The following is an 18779-nucleotide window of genomic DNA, read 5'->3' on the forward strand; positions in this document are numbered from 1 at the left end:
GGGGCTCATGGTTTTGTCTGCAGGGTGGACGGATGCTCGCCGAGCAGCTGGCCGAGGCGTTCGGGCGTGCAGGCGTCGACCATCAGAAAGCGCGGTATCGCGAGCGGTTGCGTCGAGCGGGTGACGTGGTGCGGCTCAATCGTGAAGGCGGCGCGGTACCCCGCATGTTGTGCGAGCCCGGCGAGTTCATCGTCATGGATGCCGAACGGCCAGGCGAGCAGGTCGACGTGGCCGCCGAGCTGGTGCTCGAGCAACTCGCGGGAGTGCGCGAACTGCGTCAGCGCGAACTGCTCGAATGCGGGCGCCGACAGGCGCCGCCGCTCGGTGTTGAAGTTCGGATGCCACCAGGTGTGCGACTGGATGTCGAAGAGCCCGGTGTCGCGCAGTTCCCGCAACTCAGGCCAGGTCATCGCATACGACGCATTCGAGATGGCCGAGGGATAGATGAACAGGGTTACCGGAAATCGCTCGCGCAGGACGATCGAACGCATGACTTCGTAGACCGAGCGATGACCGTCATCGACGGTGATGGCAATCGCCCTGGATGGCAGCCGCGCCGAAGGATCTTCGAGCCAGGTGACGATATCGCGCAGCGACACGATCTGGTAGCCGTGCGCGCGCAGCCAGGCGAGATGCGCTTCGAATGTGGTGACGCGCACCGTCATCGAGTCCGCCGCGTCCTGAGCGAAGCGATGGTAGACGAGGATCGTGGCCTCGGATACGGGTTGCGCAGCGTCTGCATGTGCCGTCAACGGGTACAACGCCGTCGCCACGGCCAGAAGCATCATCGATATGCCGCGGGTCTTGCGGAGAAGAAAGCGCATGTTCTTGTCCAGTTCTTCTGCTTGTTGCCGTGCGCGGGTTGCTGCCGCCACTACGCGCCGCGTCGTTTTTTGGTTGCTATATCCATTCCAACGGTTCCGCTCCCGTCCACGCTTGACCTGAATCAATGGCGCGGCGAGGAGGCAATGGATGATGCGTTTGTGGCGTCCACGCGGCGCGCAGCACAAGTTTCGTTCCAGCGGTCAGGACATGACATCGAGCATCGGAAATGCAGATGGGTGCCCGCGCCGCACGGGAATCGGCTTCGGCAATGGCGGGCGTGGACGTTGTGTTCTACAAGGAAATCCTCGATCACCGCGGCTTTGCGCACCGGTGCGAGTTGATGCGCATCCCGCAAGCGGCCCCGGATGTCGACGACGCCATTGCAGGAGCCATTCTCGAATTCGAACAGGCACAGCGCGTGGTCGACTGGACGATCGCGGCAGATGGCTACCAGGTGCAGACACGGCGTGCCGCCGTCTAGCGAACCGGAGGACAATCATGCACGCCAGTTGAGCTGGTGACGGACCGCGATCTCGTCGTCGCCGTGATGGCCAGCGGCGGGAATCCCGATCAGCTTACGGCGGGACAGATATACGCCGGCTGCCGGTCGTCGACGAATCGGGATGCCTCGCCGCCGTTGTCACGCTCGACGATATACAGCGTTCGGCTCCCGTTTCATGGTATAGCCGCGGGGGTCCCGCCGTGCATGGACAGCCGGGAACGCGCTCACGCAAAGGGCAGCGTGCCCGCCGGTGCCCGGCGCACGATCATCAGCGTCGCGCCGATGTGGTCCTCCAGCGCGAGCGCCGCGCGCGCATCGGCGCGCTGCATGGCGGCCTCGAAAATGCGCAGGTGTTCCAGGTGCACGTCGCGACGGGTGTCGACGAGGCCGATGCAAACCCGGCGATAGCGCTCGCCATGCTGCGAGAGAATCCGCAGGACCAGATACGTCCACGGCGAGGCCGCGGCAGAGATCAGCGCTTCGTGAAAGCGGCGGTTATGCACTTCCCAGGCCGACCGGTTCTCGACCGAGACGGGTTGCTCGAACGCGGATAGCATCTCGAAGCTCTCTCGCACGCGTTGCTCCCACGCGTGGTCGCCGCGCCGCACGGATTCGCGCAACGCCTCCACCTCGATATGAATGCGCAAGCGCGTGATGTCTTCGAGGTCGGCCAGCGACATGGGTGTGACGCGGAATCCGCGCTGGCCTTCTGCCACGACGAGTGCGTCGCTCACGAGCCGCGTGAGCGCCTCGCGCAGCGTGCCCGCGCCCACGTTGTACACGTCTTTCAGATGCTCGACGCGCAGCTTCGCGCCAGGCGGGTAGCGACCTTCGATGATGTGCTGGCGCAGTTGATGATAAGCCTGCTCGCCGAGCGTGCGGGCAGGCGGGCCATTGGACTCCTCGGCTTGAAGCGACGCAGCAGTGGAGAAGGTCAGCGCGGGCTGTGTCGCATCGACTGCAAAAGCGGCGCTGAGCGGATGGGCCGGATGAGTCGTGTTCATGGTTGCTGCCCCTCCTTGTCCTCATCGCGGCTCAGGCGATAGCTGAGCTGCGGTCGTGTCAGGCCAAGCATGCGCGCCGCGGCGGAAAGATTGCCTTTGGCCTTGTCCACGGCTTCACGCAGCAATGCGCGCTCGAGCCCTTCCAGTCCGCCGGCACAGTTTTGCAACTGATCGAGCAGCGCATGGCAGTCTATCTGCGTCGCCCGGCTGTCCGCAAGCTGGCCGCGCTGGTCGACCGATGCGCCTGCCGGAAATCCAATGCCGGGGAAGAGATCCCTTGCCTCGATCTCCCGATTCGGTCTCGAGAGGATGACCGCACGTTCGACCAGATTTTCGAGTTCGCGCACATTGCCCGGCCACGCGTAGCGGCGCAACGCCTCGCAGGCATGGTCGGTCAGCTTGGGCGCCGCCTTGCCATGCAGCCGCGCAAAGCGTTCGAGCATGGCTTGCGCCAACGGTTCGATGTCGCATTGCCGTTCGCGAAGCGGTGGAATGACCACGGGATAAACGTTGATGCGGTAATAGAGATCGGCACGAAAGCGCCCGTCCCGCACGGCGCCGCTCAGGTCCTGGTTCGTGGCCGTGACGAGGCGCACATCGACCTTCCGGCTCTGGGTCGAGCCCAGCCGCTCGACCTCGCCATCCTGGATCACACGCAGCAACTTGGCCTGCACTTCCATGGGCAGTTCGCCGACTTCGTCGAGAAAAAGCGTACCGCCCTCGGCGCGCTCGAAGCGCCCGGGGCGCGCGGCTTGCGAGCCCGTGTAGGCGCCTTTTTCCGCGCCGAACAGTTCCGATTCGATCAGCGCATGGGGAATTGCCGCGCAGTTGACAGCCACGAAAGGCTGGTCGGCGCGTGAGCTCAACGCGTGCAGGGCGCGCGCGAAGCGCTCCTTGCCTACGCCGGTTTCGCCCGTGAGCAGCACGGTCACTTTCGTGGGGGCCGCCAACTGGAGTAATTCATAGGCAGAACGAAACGCCTCGGACTGGCCAATCAGCTGTGTCCGGTTCGCTTCCGGTGCAATTTCGCGGCGCAGCGATTCGACCTCGGTCTGCAGATTCTGGAGCGTGCTGATCAGCGACTCGGCCTTGAACCAGGCGGCGAGCTCATCCGCGTCGGGCCAATCTTCGAGCGGTTTGCCGACGATGTGGCAGCGTGCATCTCCCCGGGCGACACACGCGGTTTCCTTGAACACGATGGTGCGTCCCATGAAGGCGCTCGTATAGCCGCAGGCGTAGCCGATCAGCATCCAGCAGACCGGTTCCGTCTGCATACCGAAGTGGCGCGCGTGGACCTCGGCCTCCCATGAGTGCTCCCATTGGTACTCGCCGGAGAAGTAGCCGGTTTGCGGGTCGGCCTCGAAGCGTATGGGCTTGACCTGTACCGCGCCCTCGAGCATGTGGAGCTGCGGCCCCACGGCGAACATGTCATAAAGCGATGCGCCGCTCCTGATCTCGCGGGCGAGCGCCGCGTCGCGCTCGCCCGCGGCGAAGCCGGCGCGCGTGAAATAGCGGCGGGTCTGCACCGGGCCCACGCTCTCCATCATTTCCTTGCGCAGCGCGCCGAGCGCCGCCGCGTGAATCAGCACCATACGTTGATCGCCGAGCCAGATGCGTCCGTCGCTGGTCGAAAAATGAATCAGCCGCCGGAGGTCGGCGTCTGCAGGAAAGGGCGCGGGCTGTGAGTCCGGCCGCGGGGCGGGTTGGGGGGCTGTCATGTCTCCTCCGTCGAGATTTTCTATTTTTCCGCTACGAGGCGCGGAAAAGGCGACGATTTCATGAATTCATCAAATGCTCGTGAACGCCTTTATCAAATCATGAAAGCAACCGGAAAATCAATGGATTGACCGTCGATTTGGGCGCTCTTTGAGGCTCGGGTTAACCTCGATTCTGGCCGGAAACCGCTCACCGCGTCTAAGTGTTTGCCCTTAATTATCGAGATTTTTGGCTGGCATGGCCGCCGCATGGCATGGATGGTGCATTGAGGTCCGTGCATGAAGGAGACACCCGCCATGCTCAAACCACCGGCATCCATGCAAGCCGATACCGCCTCGATCGACGTGTTCGACACAACCCGCAAGTTTGTCAGGGTCACTGGCATCAACCCGCGAGGGTTCGTCGAGTTCGAGTTTTCGGTCGGTATTCCGGAGCTTTGCGTCGAACTGATGCTGCCGCGAGAAGCATTCGAGGAGTTCTGTGTCGCGCAGAATGCCGTGCGGCTTGCGGAGGAAGACGAACCCATGACCAGCAGGAGCAAGCAGTGACCATCGATCTGAAGACAGTGGATATCAAGCCGCTGCGGCACACTTACGCCCACGTGGCGCAATACATCGGCGGAGACAAGACGGCGTCGCGCTATCAGGAAGGCATCATGGGCGCCCAGCCCTGCGCGAACTTCCACTACCGGCCCACGTGGGACCCGGAGCACGAACTGTTCGACGCCGCGCGCACATCCATTCATATGCAGAACTGGTACGCGTTGAAGGACCCGCGCCAGTTCTACTACGCGTCATGGACCATGACGCGAGCGCGTCAGCAGGACACCATGGAGGCGAACTTCGAGTTCGTGGAATCGCGCGGCATGGTTGGCCTGATGTCCGACGAACTCGTCAATCACGCAATGCAGGTGCTCGTGCCTCTGCGCCACGTGGCGTGGGGCGGCAACATGAACAACGCCCAGATCTGCGCGATCGGCTACGGCACCGCGTTCACAGCCCCCGCGATGTTCCACGCGATGGACCACCTGGGTATTGCGCAATACCTCACGCGGCTTGCGCTCTCGATGTCGGGCCCAGAGCGCCTGGACGAGGCGAAGCAGGCCTGGATGGTCGACCCCACCTGGCAAGCGCTGCGTCGCTATGTGGAAGACACGCTCGTGCTCCAGGACCCCGTGGAGCTGTTTGTCGCACAGAATCTCGCGCTCGACGGCCTCCTGTATCCGCTCGTGTACGAACGCTACGTCGACGAGCGCGTGGCGCTGGCTGGCGGCAGCGCGGTGGCGATGCTCACGGCCTTCATGCCTGAATGGCACGACGAGTCGAGCCGCTGGGTCGACGCGGTCGTGAAGACCATGGCGGCCGAATCCGAAGACAACAAGACGTTGCTGACCCAATGGGTATGCAAGTGGGAAGAGCAGGCTGCCACGGCGTTGCTGCCGGTTGCGGAGCTGGCGTTCCCGTCGGGCGGCCATCGTGCGCTCGATGAGACGCGCCAGCAATTGCGCGCGCGGCTGGCCAAGCTCGGAATCGGCTATTGAATCCCGCCGACTAACTGACTAATCGATTCAGGAAATATTTATGTCCAACGTATTCATCGCCTTTCAGGCCAATGAGGAGTCCAGACCAGTAGTCGAGGCGATCCTCGCGGACAACCCGGATGCTGTAGCGGTCGAGTCTCCGGGCATGGTGAAGATCGATGCCCCCGGGCATCTTACGATCCGGCGCGAAACCATCGAGAACCTCATCGGCACGCGCTTCGATCTGCAGCAGCTGCAGGTCAATCTCATCACGTTGTCCGGGCACCTCGACGAAGACGACGACCAGTTCACGCTGAGCTGGAAACACTGAACCACGCAATACGGACCCTACCAGGAAGGAGACACGAATGGACACGCCAGTGCTGAAAAAGAAACTTGGCCTGAAGGAGCGGTACGCTGCCATGACGCGCGGCCTCGGCTGGGAGACTTCCTATCAGCCGATGGAAAAGGTCTTCCCGTTCGATCGCTACGAAGGCATCAAGATTCACGATTGGGACAAATGGGTCGACCCGTTCCGCCTGACGATGGACGCGTACTGGAAATACCAGGGCGAGAAGGAAAAGAAGCTCTATGCGGTGATTGATGCATTCACGCAGAACAACGCGTTCCTCGGCGTCACAGACGCGCGCTACATTAACGCGCTCAAGCTCTTCATTCAGGGCGTGACACCGCTCGAGTACTACGCGCACCGCGGCTTTGCCCACGTCGGCCGTCACTTCACCGGTGAGGGTGCGCGCGTGGCATGCCAGATGCAGTCGATCGACGAGCTGCGTCACTACCAGACCGAAACGCATGCCATGTCCACCTATAACAAGTTCTTCAACGGCATGCATCATTCGAACCACTGGTTCGATCGCGTCTGGTATCTCTCCGTGCCGAAGTCGTTCTTCGAGGACGCCTGCACCGCCGGGCCGTTCGAGTTCCTCACCGCGGTGAGTTTCTCGTTCGAGTACGTGCTGACCAATCTGCTGTTCGTGCCGTTCATGTCGGGCGCCGCATACAACGGAGACATGTCGACCGTGACGTTCGGCTTCTCGGCGCAGTCCGACGAGTCGCGTCACATGACGCTCGGGATCGAGTGCATCAAGTTCATGCTCGAGCAGGACCCTGACAACGTACCGATCGTGCAGCGCTGGATCGACAAGTGGTTCTGGCGCGGCTACCGGCTGCTCACGCTGGTCGCGATGATGATGGATTACATGCAGCCCAAGCGCGTGATGAGCTGGAAGGAAGCGTGGGAAATGTATGCCGAGCAGAACGGCGGCGCGCTGTTCAAGGACCTCGCGCGTTACGGCATTCGCGAGCCCAAGGGCTGGAAGGATGCGTGCGAAGGCAAGGATCACCTCAGCCATCAGGCATGGGCGACGTTCTACAGCTTCGGCGCGGCGGCACCGTTCCACACATGGTTGCCGCGCGAGGACGAGATGACCTGGCTTTCCGCCAAGTACCCGGAGAGCTTCGATGCGCTCTACCGGCCCCGCCTGGAGCACTGGGGCGAACGCGCCCGGGCGGGCGAGCGCTTCTATGTGAAGACGCTGCCGATGCTGTGCCAGACCTGCCAGATCCCGATGTTCTTCACCGAGCCCGGCGATGCGACGAAGATCTGCGCGCGCGAGTCGGACTATCTGGGCAACCGCTATCACTTTTGCAGCGGCCACTGCAAGGAGATCTTCGATCACGAACCGGAGAAGTTCACTCAGTCGTGGCTGCCTGTGCACCAGATCTATCAGGGCAACTGCTTCAAGCCCGGCACCGATCCCACGAGCGATGGCTTCGATCCGCTTGCTGCCGTGCTCGACTATTACGAGGTGAGCCCGCAAGACAGTATGGACTTCGAAGGATCGCAGGACCAGAAGAACTTTGCTGCCTGGCGCGGCCAGGCCACGAGCAACTGATTTGGCGACGCATTACAGGAGACAACCGTGACCGTCATCGCGACCCGACCCTATCGTTTCCCGCCGCAGGACACGGCGGAGAAGTTTCCCGCACCGCTGCTCTACGTCGGCTGGGAAGACCATTTGATGTTTCCCGCGCCGTTCTGCCTGCCGCTGCCGCCACAGACGCCTTTCGGTGCACTGGCCGAGCAGATCCTGCCGGGCATCTACGGCTATCACCCCGACTTCGCGAAGATCGACTGGAGCGCGGTGCAGTGGTTCAGGTCCGGCAAGCCGTTTCAGCCCGATTTCGCGAAAACGCTCGCGGAAAACGGTATCGGCCATAAGGACCTGATCCGCTTTCGCACGCCGGGTCTGACCGGCATAAAGGGATCCTGTAGCTGACCGCCGGTTCAGCCGGCAGCACCACGCCGCCTATGTGACTTTCTGGGCCGCCTGCGCGCGGTCCAGTTCGAGAAAGGCCATTACGGCACGAATTGATGTTTGAAGTACGGATCGACCATGAGCCATCAACTGACCATCGAGCCTCTGGGCGCCACCATCGAAGTCGAGGAAGGACAGACCATTCTCGATGCCGCGTTGCGCCAGGGTATTTATATTCCGCACGCGTGCTGTCACGGCCTGTGCGGGACCTGCAAGATCGAGATCCTCGAAGGCGAGGTCGATCTGGGCGACGCCAATCCGTTCGCGCTGATGGACTTCGAGCGCGAAGAGCGCAAGGCACTTGCGTGCTGCGCGACGCTCACCGCGGATACGGCGATCGAAGCCGACGTGGAAGAAGACCCGGACGCTGAAATCATTCCGGTGAAGGACTTCACGGCCGAAGTCGCGCGCATCGAGCAACTCACGCCCACGATCAAGGCGATTCACCTGCGGCTTGCCGATACGCTGCATTTCCAGGCGGGTCAATACGTGCAGCTCGAGATTCCGGGCATGCACGAGCGCCGCGCGTTTTCCATCGCCAATGCACCGGCCGATGCGGCGGCGACGGGCGAAATCGAGCTCAACGTGCGGCAGGTGCCCGGCGGTTTGGGCACGGGCTACCTGCACGAGAAGCTCGCGGTTGGCGACAAGGTGAACCTGTCCGGTCCTTACGGACGGTTCTTCGTGCGCAAGTCGGCGCAGGTGCCGATGCTCTTCATGGCAGGCGGCTCCGGTCTCTCGAGTCCGCGCTCGATGATCCTCGATCTGCTGCAAAGCGGCTGCAAGCAGCCGATCACGCTGGTCTACGGCCAGCGCAACGCGGCGGAGCTGTACTACGACGAGGCGTTTCGCGAGCTGAGCCGCGAGTACCCGAACTTCTCCTACGTGCCGGCCTTGTCGGAAAGCGCGAACGGCACCGATGGCGACAGCGAGCCCGTCGCGCACGGCTTCGTTCACGAAGCCGCGAAAGCCCATTTCGAGAACAACTTTGCCGGGCACAAGGCGTACCTGTGCGGGCCGCCCGCGATGATCGACGCGTGCATCACTACGCTGATGCAGGGGAGGCTCTTCGAAAGCGACATCTACCACGAGAAGTTCATTTCGGCTGCGGACGTTCAGCAGGTGCGCAGCCCGCTTTTCCGCAGGGTTTGACGTGGACGGCCAAGACCGCAACGTGAGCGTGACGATCACGCAGACCGGTGAGCGCTATAGCTGCTCGATGCAGGAGTCGCTGCTTGCGGGTATGGCGCGGCTTGGGCGCCGGGGCATTCCGGTCGGCTGCCTGAACGGCGGTTGTGGCGTGTGCAAGGTGCGCGTGCTCGAAGGCGAGGTCCGCAAGCTCGGGCCGGTGAGCCGCGCGCATGTGAGTGTGGAGGAAGAGGCGGCCGGCTACTCGCTCGCGTGCCGGATCGCCCCGCAAGGCGACGTACAGCTGGAAGTGGCCGGCAGGATGCAAAAGCCGTTTTTCAAGGGATTCGCCTGCCAGGCATCCCAAACTTATACCGAGTAGAGAAGGAGGAGAGCAATCATGGGTGTGATGCGAATCGGCCATGCCAGTCTAAGGGTGATGGACATGGATGCGGCGCTCAAGCATTACCAGAATGTTCTGGGCTTGAAGGAAACGCTGCGCGACAGCGAAGGCAACGTCTATCTGAAATGCTGGGACGAGTGGGACAAATACTCGCTCATCCTGAGCCCGGCGGATCAGGCAGGACTGAATCACGTCGCTTACAAGGTGGAGAAGGACGCCGATCTCGACGCCTTCCAGGCGCGCATCGAGGCATACGGCATAAGCACGCAGATGCTGCTGCCAGGCACGCTGCCTGCAACCGGCCGCATGTTGAAATTCAGTCTGCCGAGCGGACACGAGATGCGCCTGTACGCGCACAAGGAGCAGGTGGGCACCGACGTCGGCTCGCTCAACCCCGACCCGTGGCCCGACGACGTGAAGGGCTCGGCGGTTCACTGGCTCGACCATTGTTTGCTGATGTGCGAACTCAATCCGGAAGCCGGCGTCAATCGCGTGGCCGAGAACACGCGCTTCATGCAGGAATGTCTGGATTTTCATCTGGCCGAGCAGGTGATGGTGGGACCGGGCAACAGCATTCAGGCCGCCACGTGGATGTTCCGCAGTTCGACGCCGCATGACATCGCATTCGTCGGCGGGGCGACCAACGGCCTGCATCACATCGCGTTTTTCCTCGACGACTGGGCCGACGTGCTGAAGTCGGCGGATGTGATGGCCAAGAACAAGGTGAAGATCGACGTCGCGCCCACGCGTCACGGCATCACGCGCGGCACGACCATCTACTTCTTCGATCCGAGCGGCAACCGCAACGAGACGTTCGCGGGGCTCGGCTACATGGCGCAGCCGGACCGGCCCGTGACCACGTGGACCGAAGACCACCTGGGTCGCGGCATCTTCTTCCATTCGGGGGAGATCAACGAAGCCTTCACCACGGTCTATACCTGACATGGCGACCGAACCACGCGCGCGCCCGGCGGACGAGGGCGCAATTGGCGCACCCAATAGCGTCGAGGCGCGCACCATCGACTGGCCCGCCGCAAGCCGCGCAGCCGAAGCCGCTGCCCGCGAGGCGCAGCGACTCGGTGTGCGCGTGAACGTTGCCATAGTCGACGCGGGCGGGAACCTCGCGGCGTTCGTGCGGATGCCGGGCGCGCCGTTGCACTCGATCGAGATTGCGATCGACAAGGCCTACACGGCGGTCAGCTTCGGTTTACCTACGGGACGCTGGAACGAAACGCTGCAGGCGCATTCGGAGGCCGTACGCCAAGGCATCGTGCTACGGCCGCGCTTCGTCGCCTTCGGTGGCGGATTGCCGATCACCGAAGACGGGCAGCGCATTGGCGGCATAGGCGTTTCCGGGGGCAGCGAAGAGCAGGACGGCGCCTGCGCACAGGCTGGACTGCGCGCGCTCGGTCTGGCCGATACGTGAGGCCAGCAAGCACGGCATCGCAACGCGGGGCCCACCCATTTCATGGAACACGAACACATCGTTGAGACGATCATGCTGAAGACAGAACCCAACGGCGGGCCGCCCGGCACCGCCAGTGTGCCCGATAGCGGCATCCGACTGGTCCGGAACTTCATCGACGGCGAGTACCTCGAGGGCCAGCGCTGGTTCGAGAAGCGCTCGCCGCTGACCAATGCCGTTATCGCTCAGGTGGCCGAAGCAGGCCGCGAACAAGTCGATGCGGCTGTGCGTGCCGCGAGGGCAGCGCTCAAAGGTCCTTGGGGGACGATGACGGTGCCGCAGCGCGTGGACGTGCTGTACGCGCTTGCCGATGGCATCAACCGCCGCTTCGACGACTTTCTGGCCGCTGAAGTCGCCGATACCGGCAAGCCGGTGAGTCTCGCGAGCCACATCGACATTCCGCGCGGTGCGGCCAACTTCAGGATCTTCGCCGACGTGGTGAAGAACGTGCCCACCGAATTCTTCGAAATGCCCACGCCGGATAGCGCGGGTGCGATCAACTATGCGATGCGGCGCCCGGTTGGCGTGGTCGGCGTGATCTGTCCGTGGAATCTGCCGCTGCTGTTGATGACCTGGAAAGTGGGCCCCGCGCTCGCCTGCGGCAATACGGTGGTCGTCAAGCCCTCCGAGGAGACGCCGCAGACGGCGGCGCTGCTGGGCGAAGTCATGAACGCGGCGGGCGTGCCGCGCGGCGTCTACAACGTCGTGCACGGCTTCGGGCCGGGGTCGGCGGGGGAGTTCCTCACGACGCATCCGGGTGTCAACGCCATCACTTTCACGGGCGAAACGCGCACCGGCGCAGCCATCATGAAGGCCGCCGCCGAGGGCGCACGCCCAGTGAGCCTGGAAATGGGCGGCAAGAACGCGGCCATTGTGTTCGCCGACTGCGATTTCGAGGCCGCCATCGAAGGCACGTTGCGCTCGTGCTTTGCCAATGCCGGCCAGGTTTGCCTCGGCACGGAGCGCGTGTATGTCGAGCGGCCCATCTTCGATCGCTTCGTGGCGGCGCTCAAGGCCGGCGCGGAAGGGCTGCGCATTGGCGTGCCGCAGGATGCGGCCACCGGCATGGGGCCGCTCATCAGTCAGGAGCATCGCGCCAAGGTGCTCTCGTACTACAGGAAGGCGGCAGACCTGGGCGCGACGGTCGTGACGGGCGGCGGCGTGCCCGACATGCCGGGCGATCTGCAGGCGGGCGCCTGGGTCCAGCCGACGATCTGGACGGGACTCGGCGACGACTCGCCCATCGCCCGTGAGGAAGTCTTCGGCCCGTGTGCGCTCGTCATGCCGTTCGACTCCGAAGATGAGGTCATTCGCCGCGCCAACGACAACGACTACGGCCTCGCTACTTCGATATGGACAACGAATCTTGCGCGCGCGCACCGGGCGGCCGCGGCTGTCGAAGTGGGCCTTGCCTGGGTCAACTCCTGGTTCCTTCGCGACTTGCGCACGCCGTTCGGCGGCGCAAAGCAGTCCGGCATCGGCCGCGAGGGCGGCGTGCATTCGCTCGAGTTCTACACGGAGCTCAAGAACGTGTGCGTCAAGCTCTGAATGAACGTCTTGATTAATTTTCGCCATTGGGAAGCTTCATGGAATCCACGTTGATTACCGAACTGGGCGACAGACTCTATGGCGCGCTCACTGCGCGCGAGACGCTGGCGCCGCTGACCGACAGCCATCCGGGCATGTCGATCGAAGATGCGTACCACATCCAGCAGCGCATGGTGCAGCGCCGTCTCGAAGCCGGCGAGACGGTCGTGGGCAAAAAAATCGGCGTGACGTCGAAGGCCGTGATGGACATGCTGGGCGTCTATCAGCCCGACTTCGGCTATCTGCTCTCGGGCATGGTGTACGGCGAGGGCGAGCGTATCGCGCTCGATACCTTGATCCAGCCGAAAGCCGAGGGAGAGATCGCCTTCGTGCTCAAGCAGGATCTGATGGGTCCGGGCATTACCAACGCCATGGTGCTGGCCGCCACGGAATGCGTGATGCCGTGCTTCGAGATCGTCGATTCGCGCATCCGCGACTGGAAGATCAAGATTCAGGACACCGTAGCGGATAACGCCTCGTGCGGCGTGTTCGTGCTGGGCGATCGCGCGGTGAGCCCGCGCAGCGTGGACCTGAACACCTGCGGCATGGTGCTCGAGCGGAACGGCGAAGTGATCGGCACCGGTGCGGGCGCGGCGGCGCTGGGCTCGCCCGTCAACGCGGTGGCCTGGCTCGCCAATACGCTCGGGCGCCTCGGCATCGGCCTGAAGGCCGGCGAAGTCGTGCTTTCCGGCGCACTCGCCGCCATGGCGCCCGTCAAGGCCGGCGACAGTTTCCGCATGGCCATCGGCGGCATCGGCGCGTGCTCGGTGCGCTTTGCCTGAACCTCATTGACATTCACAAGGACGTTTCGCCATGACACAGAAAATTCGTTGCGCGTTGATCGGGCCCGGCAACATCGGCACCGACCTGCTCGCCAAACTGCAGCGCAGCCCGGTGCTCGAGCCCGTCTGGATGGTCGGCATCGACCCCGAATCGGACGGCCTCAAGCGCGCCCGCGAACTGGGCATCAAGACGACGGCGGAAGGCGTGGACGGCCTCTTGCCGCATGTGAAGGCCGACAACGTGCAAATCGCCTTCGATGCCACGAGCGCCTACGTTCATGCGGAAAACAGCCGCAAGCTCAACGAGCTGGGGGTGATGATGATCGACCTCACGCCCGCGGCCATCGGGCCGTACTGCGTGCCGCCCGTGAACCTCAGGGAGCACATCGGCAAGCGCGAGATGAACGTCAACATGGTCACGTGCGGCGGTCAGGCAACGATCCCGATGGTGCATGCCGTCTCGCGAGTGCAGCCGGTGGATTACGCGGAAATCATCGCGACGGTTTCGTCGCGCTCGGCGGGCCCCGGCACGCGCAAGAACATCGACGAGTTCACGCGCACCACTTCGGCCGCCGTGGCGAAGGTGGGCGGCGCGAAGCAGGGCAAGGCGATCATCGTCATCAATCCCGCGGACCCGCCGCTCATCATGCGCGACACCGTCCACTGCCTGACTGAGGACGAGCCTGATGAGGCGCGCATTACCGAATCCATTCACGCAATGATCGCCGAAGTGCAGCGCTACGTGCCGGGCTACAAGCTCGTGAACGGCCCGGTGTTCGACGGCAAGCGCGTGACTGTCTATCTCGAAGTGGAGGGCCTGGGCGATTACCTGCCGCGCTATGCGGGCAATCTGGACATCATGACGGCCGCCGCGGCCCGCACCGCCGAGATGTTTGCCGAGGAACTGCTCGCGGGCCGCATCTCGCTCACACCCGCTGAGGGCGCAACGGCCTGAGGACGCGGCCGCCGTTTGGGCAGGCTTCCGATTTACCCGAATTTCGAAGGAAACATCATGAATCTTCAAGGAAGACGCATTACCGTCCACGACATGACGCTGCGCGACGGCATGCATCCCAAGCGCCACCAGATGACGCTCGACCAGATGCGCAGCGTCGCACAGGGGCTCGACGCAGCCGGGGTGCCGCTCATCGAAGTCACGCACGGCGACGGTCTGGGCGGCTCGTCGGTCAACTACGGCTTTCCGGCGCACACCGATGAGGCGTATCTCGGCGCCGTGATTCCCCTGCTCAAGCGCGCGAAGGTCTCGGCGCTGCTGCTGCCGGGCATCGGCACCGTCGATCACCTGAAGATGGCGCACGATCTGGGCGTTCACACGATTCGCGTGGCGACGCATTGCACCGAGGCCGACGTGTCCGAGCAGCACATCACGCTTGCGCGCAAGCTGGAGATGGACACCGTGGGCTTCCTGATGATGAGCCACATGAATAGTCCAGAGGGCCTCGTGAAACAGGCGAAGCTCATGGAGGGTTACGGCGCGAACTGCATCTATATCACCGACTCGGCGGGATACATGCTGCCCGAGGACGTGAAGACGCGTTTGGGTGCCGTGCGCGAAGCGCTGAAACCCGAAACGGAGCTGGGCTTTCACGGCCACCACAACCTGGCGATGGGGGTGGCGAATTCGCTTGCGGCGATCGAATGCGGCGCCAGTCGTATCGACGGCGCGGCCGCGGGGCTGGGTGCCGGTGCGGGTAACACGCCGCTCGAAGTGTTCATTGCCGTGTGCGATCGCATGGGCATCGAGACCGGCGTGGACGTCTGGAAGATCCAGGACGTGGCCGAAGACCTCGTGGTGCCGATGATGGACTTCCCGATCCGCATCGACCGCGACTCGCTCACGCTCGGCTATGCGGGCGTTTACGGCTCGTTCCTGCTGTTTGCCAAGCGTGCCGGCGAAAAATACGGCGTGCCCGCACGCGACATTCTCGTGGAGCTTGGCCGGCGCGGCATGGTGGGCGGGCAGGAAGACATGATCGAAGACACGGCGCTCACGCTCAAGAAGGCGCGCCAACAGTTCGCCGGCAAGGAGGCAGCATGAACCTCTCGACCGAAATCATCCATTCGCTTGCCGAGCAGCTCGATGCGTGCGCCCTGCATGCGCGCGACACGGTGAAGATCACGGACACGTGGCCCGAGATGGACTGGGACGACGCCTATGCCGTGCAGGACGCGATTCGCGGGCGGCACCTGCGGCGCGGGGCGCGGCTCGTCGGCTACAAGGCGGGGTTGACCTCGCACGCGAAGATGCGCCAGATGGGCGTGGAGACGCCTGTGTTCGGCTATCTCGTCGATGCGTACTCGCTCGAAGACGGCGGAGCTTGCCGCGCCAGCGAGCTTATTCACCCGAAGGTGGAGCCGGAGATCGCATTCGTCACCAGGACCGGGTTGAAAGGACCGGGGTGCCATATTGGCAGCGTGCTGGCCGCAACGGATTTTGTTATCCCCGGCATCGAAGTGATCGACAGCCGCTACCGCGATTTCAAGTTCGATCTGAAGAGTGTGGTGGCCGATAACACCTCGGCGGCGCGCTTCGTGGTGGGCGGCCAGCCGATGTCGGTGCAGGGCGTCGACCTGCGCACGATCGGCATCGTCATGGAGAAGAACGGCCAGCCGGTTTCGTTCGGCGCGGGCGCCGCCGTGCTCGGGCATCCGGCGGCGGCGGTGGCGATGCTGGCGAACCACCTTGGCGCGCGCGGCGAGTCGATTCCGGCCGGCAGCCTGATTCTCTCGGGCGGCATTACGGAGGCTGTGGCCGTTGCAGCCGGGGACAGTATCACGTTGCGCGTCCAGGGCATGGGCTCCACTGGATTGCGCTTCATTTGACGAGGAGAACGCTGTGCCGATCGCTCATCTTTACATCCTGGAAGGCCGCGACGAAGAGAAGAAGGAACGCCTGATCGCCGAAGTCAGCGAAGCGATCCATCGCGCTATCGATGCGCCAATCGACGCCGTGCGCGTGATTATCACCGAGATGCCGAAGGCGCATTTCGGCATTGCCGGACAGAGCGCAAAAAAGCGCGGACGGTAGCGCTTGCGTAACCGCCACAGAGAATGTGAATGGTTCTCTAACTGGAAAACGTATCACCATGCAGACGAATCCTGAAATTGGAAAAAGCATCGTAGCCGATGGTATTCGCACCAACTATCACGATCTGGGCGAAGGACCGCCCGTCCTCTTGATTCACGGCTCGGGGCCGGGCGTGACGGCGTGGGCGAACTGGCGGCTCACCCTGCCGGAACTGGCGAAGCGCTTTCGCGTGATCGCACCCGATATGGTCGGCTTTGGCGAGACCGAGCGTCCCGTCGGGCATCGCTACTCGATGCAAACCTGGCTTGCTCACCTGCTCGGATTGCTTGACGCGCTCGAGATCGAACAGGCTCACATCGTGGGCAATTCGTTCGGCGGCGGGCTTGCGCTGGCGCTCGCCCTCGAGGCGCCGCGGCGCGTGGGCAAGCTCGTGCTGATGGGCAGTGCGGGAACCGCATTTCCCCTTACCGAGGGGCTGGACGCGGTATGGGGCTATACCCCGTCGATCGGGAACATGCGTGCGCTGCTCGATGTCTTTGCGTTCGACCGCACGCTGGTGAACGACGAGCTCGCGAAGCTGCGTTATGAGGCGAGCGTGCGCCCGGGCTACCAGGAAGCGTTCGCGAATATGTTCCCGGCGCCGCGTCAACGCTGGGTCGATGCGCTGGCGAGCCCGGACGAGGCAATTCGTGCGATCCCGCACGATACGCTGATCGTGCATGGGCGTGAAGACCGCGTGATTCCGCTTTCGGGTTCACTCAAGCTGCTCGAGCTGATTCCGAAGGCGCAGCTTCACGTCTTCGGTCAATGCGGGCACTGGACGCAGATCGAGCATGCCGCACGTTTCAACAAGCTGGTGATGGAGCATCTTGGCGAGGCCTAGTCGAGCCGAAACCTGACGGACGCGCAAGCGCGCGCTTTTGCAGGCCGTCAGGACAGCAGGGTCTTCGATATACCAGTTCGGGCATCGACAAAATTATTAAGTACTATCAAACATAGACATACCAGGAGACACGTGTGAAAAGCAATTACATTCGCGGGGCGGCGGCGCTATGCATGGCTGTTTGGGGGGCACAGGCACAGGCAACCGATGTCTTCAATCTCGAAGGATACGGGCCGATTTCCCGCGCGATGGGGGGAAGCGGGGTCGCCTATAACGTCGGGCCGGCCGCGATGATGCTCAACCCGGCCACGCTCGGGCTGATGAGCGACGGGAAATACATCAATTTCGGGCTCGACGTCGTGACCACCGATATCCGGGTGACCAATATGGCAACCGGCGAATCGGTGACCTCGGGGAATCACGGCAACAACAATGGCCCGTACTTCGCGCCCGAAGCGGCGTTCGTCTATCGACAGGGCAAATATGCTTTTGGCGTCGGCGCGTTTGCCGAAGGCGGGCTCGGCACGCAGTACGGCGGCAGCAGCTTTCTCTCTCGCACGACCACCAACGACATCAACACAGGCCTCGACAACTTCTCCAGGCTCCTCGTGCTGCGTATTCCGTTCGCCGTTGCTTATAACGTGACCGACAAGCTGACGGTGGGCGGCTCCCTCGATGCCGTCTGGACGTCCCTCAATCTCGGCATGTTGCTGGATGCGTCTCAGATCGGCTCGCTCGCGACCCAGCACCGCGTATCCGGCTCACTGGTCCCCACGCTCTTGAGCGTACCCGGTCTCTCCGGCGGTTACGTCAACTTCGAGCATAACGGCATCGTGGGCGGCGGTGCGGACGCGTGGGGAATCGGCGGCAAACTTGGCCTGACGTACCAGCTCACGCCGGACACCCGCGTGGGCCTCGCGTATAACTTCAAGACGCATGTGGGTGACCTGAGCGGGCATGCGACCTTGACCGCGGTGAGTTCCGTAGCGGGCAACATCCCGCTGAATGGCAACATCACCGTCCACAGCTTCGAAATGCCCGCGCAATTCACGGTGGGTATCAGTCACACGTTCAACGAGCATTGGAGCGTTTCGGCGGACTACCAGCGCGTGTTTCTGGCGAGCGTCTTCAAGGACATCAACGTGAGTTTCGTTCAGGCCGGCACCGGCTCCAACCTGAATCTCTCCTTGCCGCAAAACTACCGGGACATCAACGTGTTCGCCATTGGCGCCGAGTACCGCTATAACCCCAGCTGGACGTTTCGCGCAGGCTTCCATTATGCGCAGGAAGCGGTGCCGAACAACACGCTGTTCGCAGTCATTCCCGGCATTCCGACCACCACGGTCACCGGCGGTGCCTCCTATGCGTTCAGCAAGGACGACGTAGTCGACCTGGGCTTGTCATACGCGTTCCAGAAAACCCTGATCAACACGAGCCAGCCCAACACCTCGGTGCCGATCAAGGTGACACACTCGCAATTCAATGCCGTGATCGCGTATCAGAAGCGCTTCTAGCGCGCGGGCGCGTTTGGCAGGCGGCATGGTGCGTTGCCGCCGCCTCGCCGCGCAAGGGCAGCG

General features: G+C 63.2%; 21 protein-coding genes. 18 read left to right on the forward strand and 3 right to left on the reverse strand.

Annotated features, from left to right (window positions below):
- Positions 1-5: 5 nt before the first annotated feature.
- The gene (locus BHE01S_RS00210) at positions 6-1010 is read right to left on the reverse strand and encodes a polysaccharide deacetylase family protein (protein WP_245639596.1); all 1005 of its coding nucleotides are present in this window, start codon (positions 1008-1010) and stop codon (positions 6-8) included.
- A gap of 41 nt (positions 1011-1051) precedes the next feature.
- On the opposite strand from BHE01S_RS00210, the gene BHE01S_RS00215 reads away from it, so the two are divergent.
- Complete coding sequence (locus tag BHE01S_RS00215; RefSeq protein WP_042259237.1) at positions 1052-1306, forward strand: hypothetical protein; 255 nt, start codon at positions 1052-1054, stop codon at positions 1304-1306.
- A gap of 245 nt (positions 1307-1551) precedes the next feature.
- Here the strand turns inward: BHE01S_RS00215 and BHE01S_RS00220 are convergent, their stop codons facing one another.
- Both BHE01S_RS00220 and BHE01S_RS00225 read right to left on the reverse strand, forming a co-directional pair.
- Complete coding sequence (locus BHE01S_RS00220; RefSeq protein ID WP_084068433.1) at positions 1552-2331, reverse strand: GntR family transcriptional regulator; 780 nt, start codon at positions 2329-2331, stop codon at positions 1552-1554.
- Positions 2328-4049, reverse strand: a complete 1722-nt coding sequence (locus tag BHE01S_RS00225; protein ID WP_042259239.1) for a sigma-54-dependent Fis family transcriptional regulator — start codon at positions 4047-4049, stop codon at positions 2328-2330. Before BHE01S_RS00225 ends, BHE01S_RS00220 begins: the two co-directional genes overlap by 4 nt.
- A 276-nt stretch (positions 4050-4325) precedes the next feature.
- On the opposite strand from BHE01S_RS00225, the gene BHE01S_RS00230 reads away from it, so the two are divergent.
- The 17 genes from BHE01S_RS00230 to BHE01S_RS00310 all read left to right on the forward strand — a co-directional run bounded on the left by BHE01S_RS00230 (position 4326) and on the right by BHE01S_RS00310 (position 18716).
- The gene (locus BHE01S_RS00230) at positions 4326-4595 is read left to right on the forward strand and encodes a phenol hydroxylase subunit (RefSeq protein WP_407669442.1); all 270 of its coding nucleotides are present in this window, start codon (positions 4326-4328) and stop codon (positions 4593-4595) included.
- Positions 4592-5587, forward strand: coding sequence for an aromatic/alkene monooxygenase hydroxylase subunit beta (locus BHE01S_RS00235; protein ID WP_042259241.1), 996 nt, complete (start codon positions 4592-4594; stop codon positions 5585-5587). Before BHE01S_RS00230 ends, BHE01S_RS00235 begins: the two co-directional genes overlap by 4 nt.
- 40 nt (positions 5588-5627) lie before the next feature.
- Positions 5628-5897, forward strand: coding sequence for an MmoB/DmpM family protein (locus tag BHE01S_RS00240; protein WP_042259243.1), 270 nt, complete (start codon positions 5628-5630; stop codon positions 5895-5897).
- 37 nt (positions 5898-5934) lie between these two features.
- On the forward strand, positions 5935-7482 hold the full coding sequence (locus BHE01S_RS00245) for an aromatic/alkene/methane monooxygenase hydroxylase/oxygenase subunit alpha (RefSeq protein WP_042259245.1): 1548 nt from the start codon (positions 5935-5937) through the stop codon (positions 7480-7482).
- A gap of 27 nt (positions 7483-7509) precedes the next feature.
- Positions 7510-7866 (forward strand): phenol hydroxylase subunit P4, encoded by a 357-nt coding sequence (locus BHE01S_RS00250; protein WP_042259247.1) that lies wholly within the window; start codon positions 7510-7512, stop codon positions 7864-7866.
- A 117-nt stretch (positions 7867-7983) separates the two neighbouring features.
- Entirely contained in the window at positions 7984-9057 is a 1074-nt protein-coding gene (locus tag BHE01S_RS00255; RefSeq protein WP_042259249.1) for an NADH:ubiquinone reductase (Na(+)-transporting) subunit F, read from the forward strand.
- Between the two features lies 1 nt (position 9058).
- Positions 9059-9415 carry a 2Fe-2S iron-sulfur cluster-binding protein gene (locus BHE01S_RS00260; protein ID WP_042259251.1) on the forward strand — a complete coding sequence of 119 codons (357 nt, stop codon included), beginning with the start codon at positions 9059-9061 and terminating at the stop codon, positions 9413-9415.
- Between the two features lie 18 nt (positions 9416-9433).
- Positions 9434-10378, forward strand: a complete 945-nt coding sequence (locus tag BHE01S_RS00265) for a catechol 2,3-dioxygenase (protein ID WP_042259252.1) — start codon at positions 9434-9436, stop codon at positions 10376-10378.
- Position 10379: 1 nt separating this feature from the next.
- Complete coding sequence (locus BHE01S_RS00270; protein WP_042259254.1) at positions 10380-10862, forward strand: GlcG/HbpS family heme-binding protein; 483 nt, start codon at positions 10380-10382, stop codon at positions 10860-10862.
- Between the two features lie 72 nt (positions 10863-10934).
- Positions 10935-12449, forward strand: a complete 1515-nt coding sequence (locus BHE01S_RS00275; protein ID WP_218000389.1) for a 2-hydroxymuconic semialdehyde dehydrogenase — start codon at positions 10935-10937, stop codon at positions 12447-12449.
- A 38-nt stretch (positions 12450-12487) separates the two neighbouring features.
- Positions 12488-13270 (forward strand): 2-oxopent-4-enoate hydratase, encoded by a 783-nt coding sequence (dmpE, locus tag BHE01S_RS00280; protein WP_042259256.1) that lies wholly within the window; start codon positions 12488-12490, stop codon positions 13268-13270.
- 31 nt (positions 13271-13301) lie between these two features.
- Positions 13302-14225: an acetaldehyde dehydrogenase (acetylating) gene (locus BHE01S_RS00285; protein ID WP_042259258.1), complete on the forward strand. Its 924-nt coding sequence runs from the start codon at positions 13302-13304 to the stop codon at positions 14223-14225.
- Between the two features lie 57 nt (positions 14226-14282).
- On the forward strand, positions 14283-15329 hold the full coding sequence (gene dmpG, locus BHE01S_RS00290) for a 4-hydroxy-2-oxovalerate aldolase (RefSeq protein ID WP_042259260.1): 1047 nt from the start codon (positions 14283-14285) through the stop codon (positions 15327-15329).
- Entirely contained in the window at positions 15326-16114 is a 789-nt protein-coding gene (dmpH, locus tag BHE01S_RS00295; protein WP_042259262.1) for a 2-oxo-3-hexenedioate decarboxylase, read from the forward strand. Before dmpG ends, dmpH begins: the two co-directional genes overlap by 4 nt.
- A gap of 13 nt (positions 16115-16127) precedes the next feature.
- A complete protein-coding gene (locus BHE01S_RS00300; protein WP_042259264.1) occupies positions 16128-16319 on the forward strand; it encodes a 2-hydroxymuconate tautomerase in 192 nt (63 codons plus the stop codon).
- A gap of 58 nt (positions 16320-16377) precedes the next feature.
- On the forward strand, positions 16378-17202 hold the full coding sequence (locus BHE01S_RS00305; RefSeq protein ID WP_042259265.1) for an alpha/beta fold hydrolase: 825 nt from the start codon (positions 16378-16380) through the stop codon (positions 17200-17202).
- Positions 17203-17336: 134 nt separating this feature from the next.
- A complete protein-coding gene (locus BHE01S_RS00310) occupies positions 17337-18716 on the forward strand; it encodes an OmpP1/FadL family transporter (RefSeq protein ID WP_042259266.1) in 1380 nt (459 codons plus the stop codon).
- Positions 18717-18779: the final 63 nt, after the last annotated feature.

The sequence above is a fragment of the Paraburkholderia heleia NBRC 101817 genome (assembly GCF_000739775.1).
GTDB classification, from domain to species: Bacteria; Pseudomonadota; Gammaproteobacteria; order Burkholderiales; family Burkholderiaceae; genus Paraburkholderia; species Paraburkholderia heleia.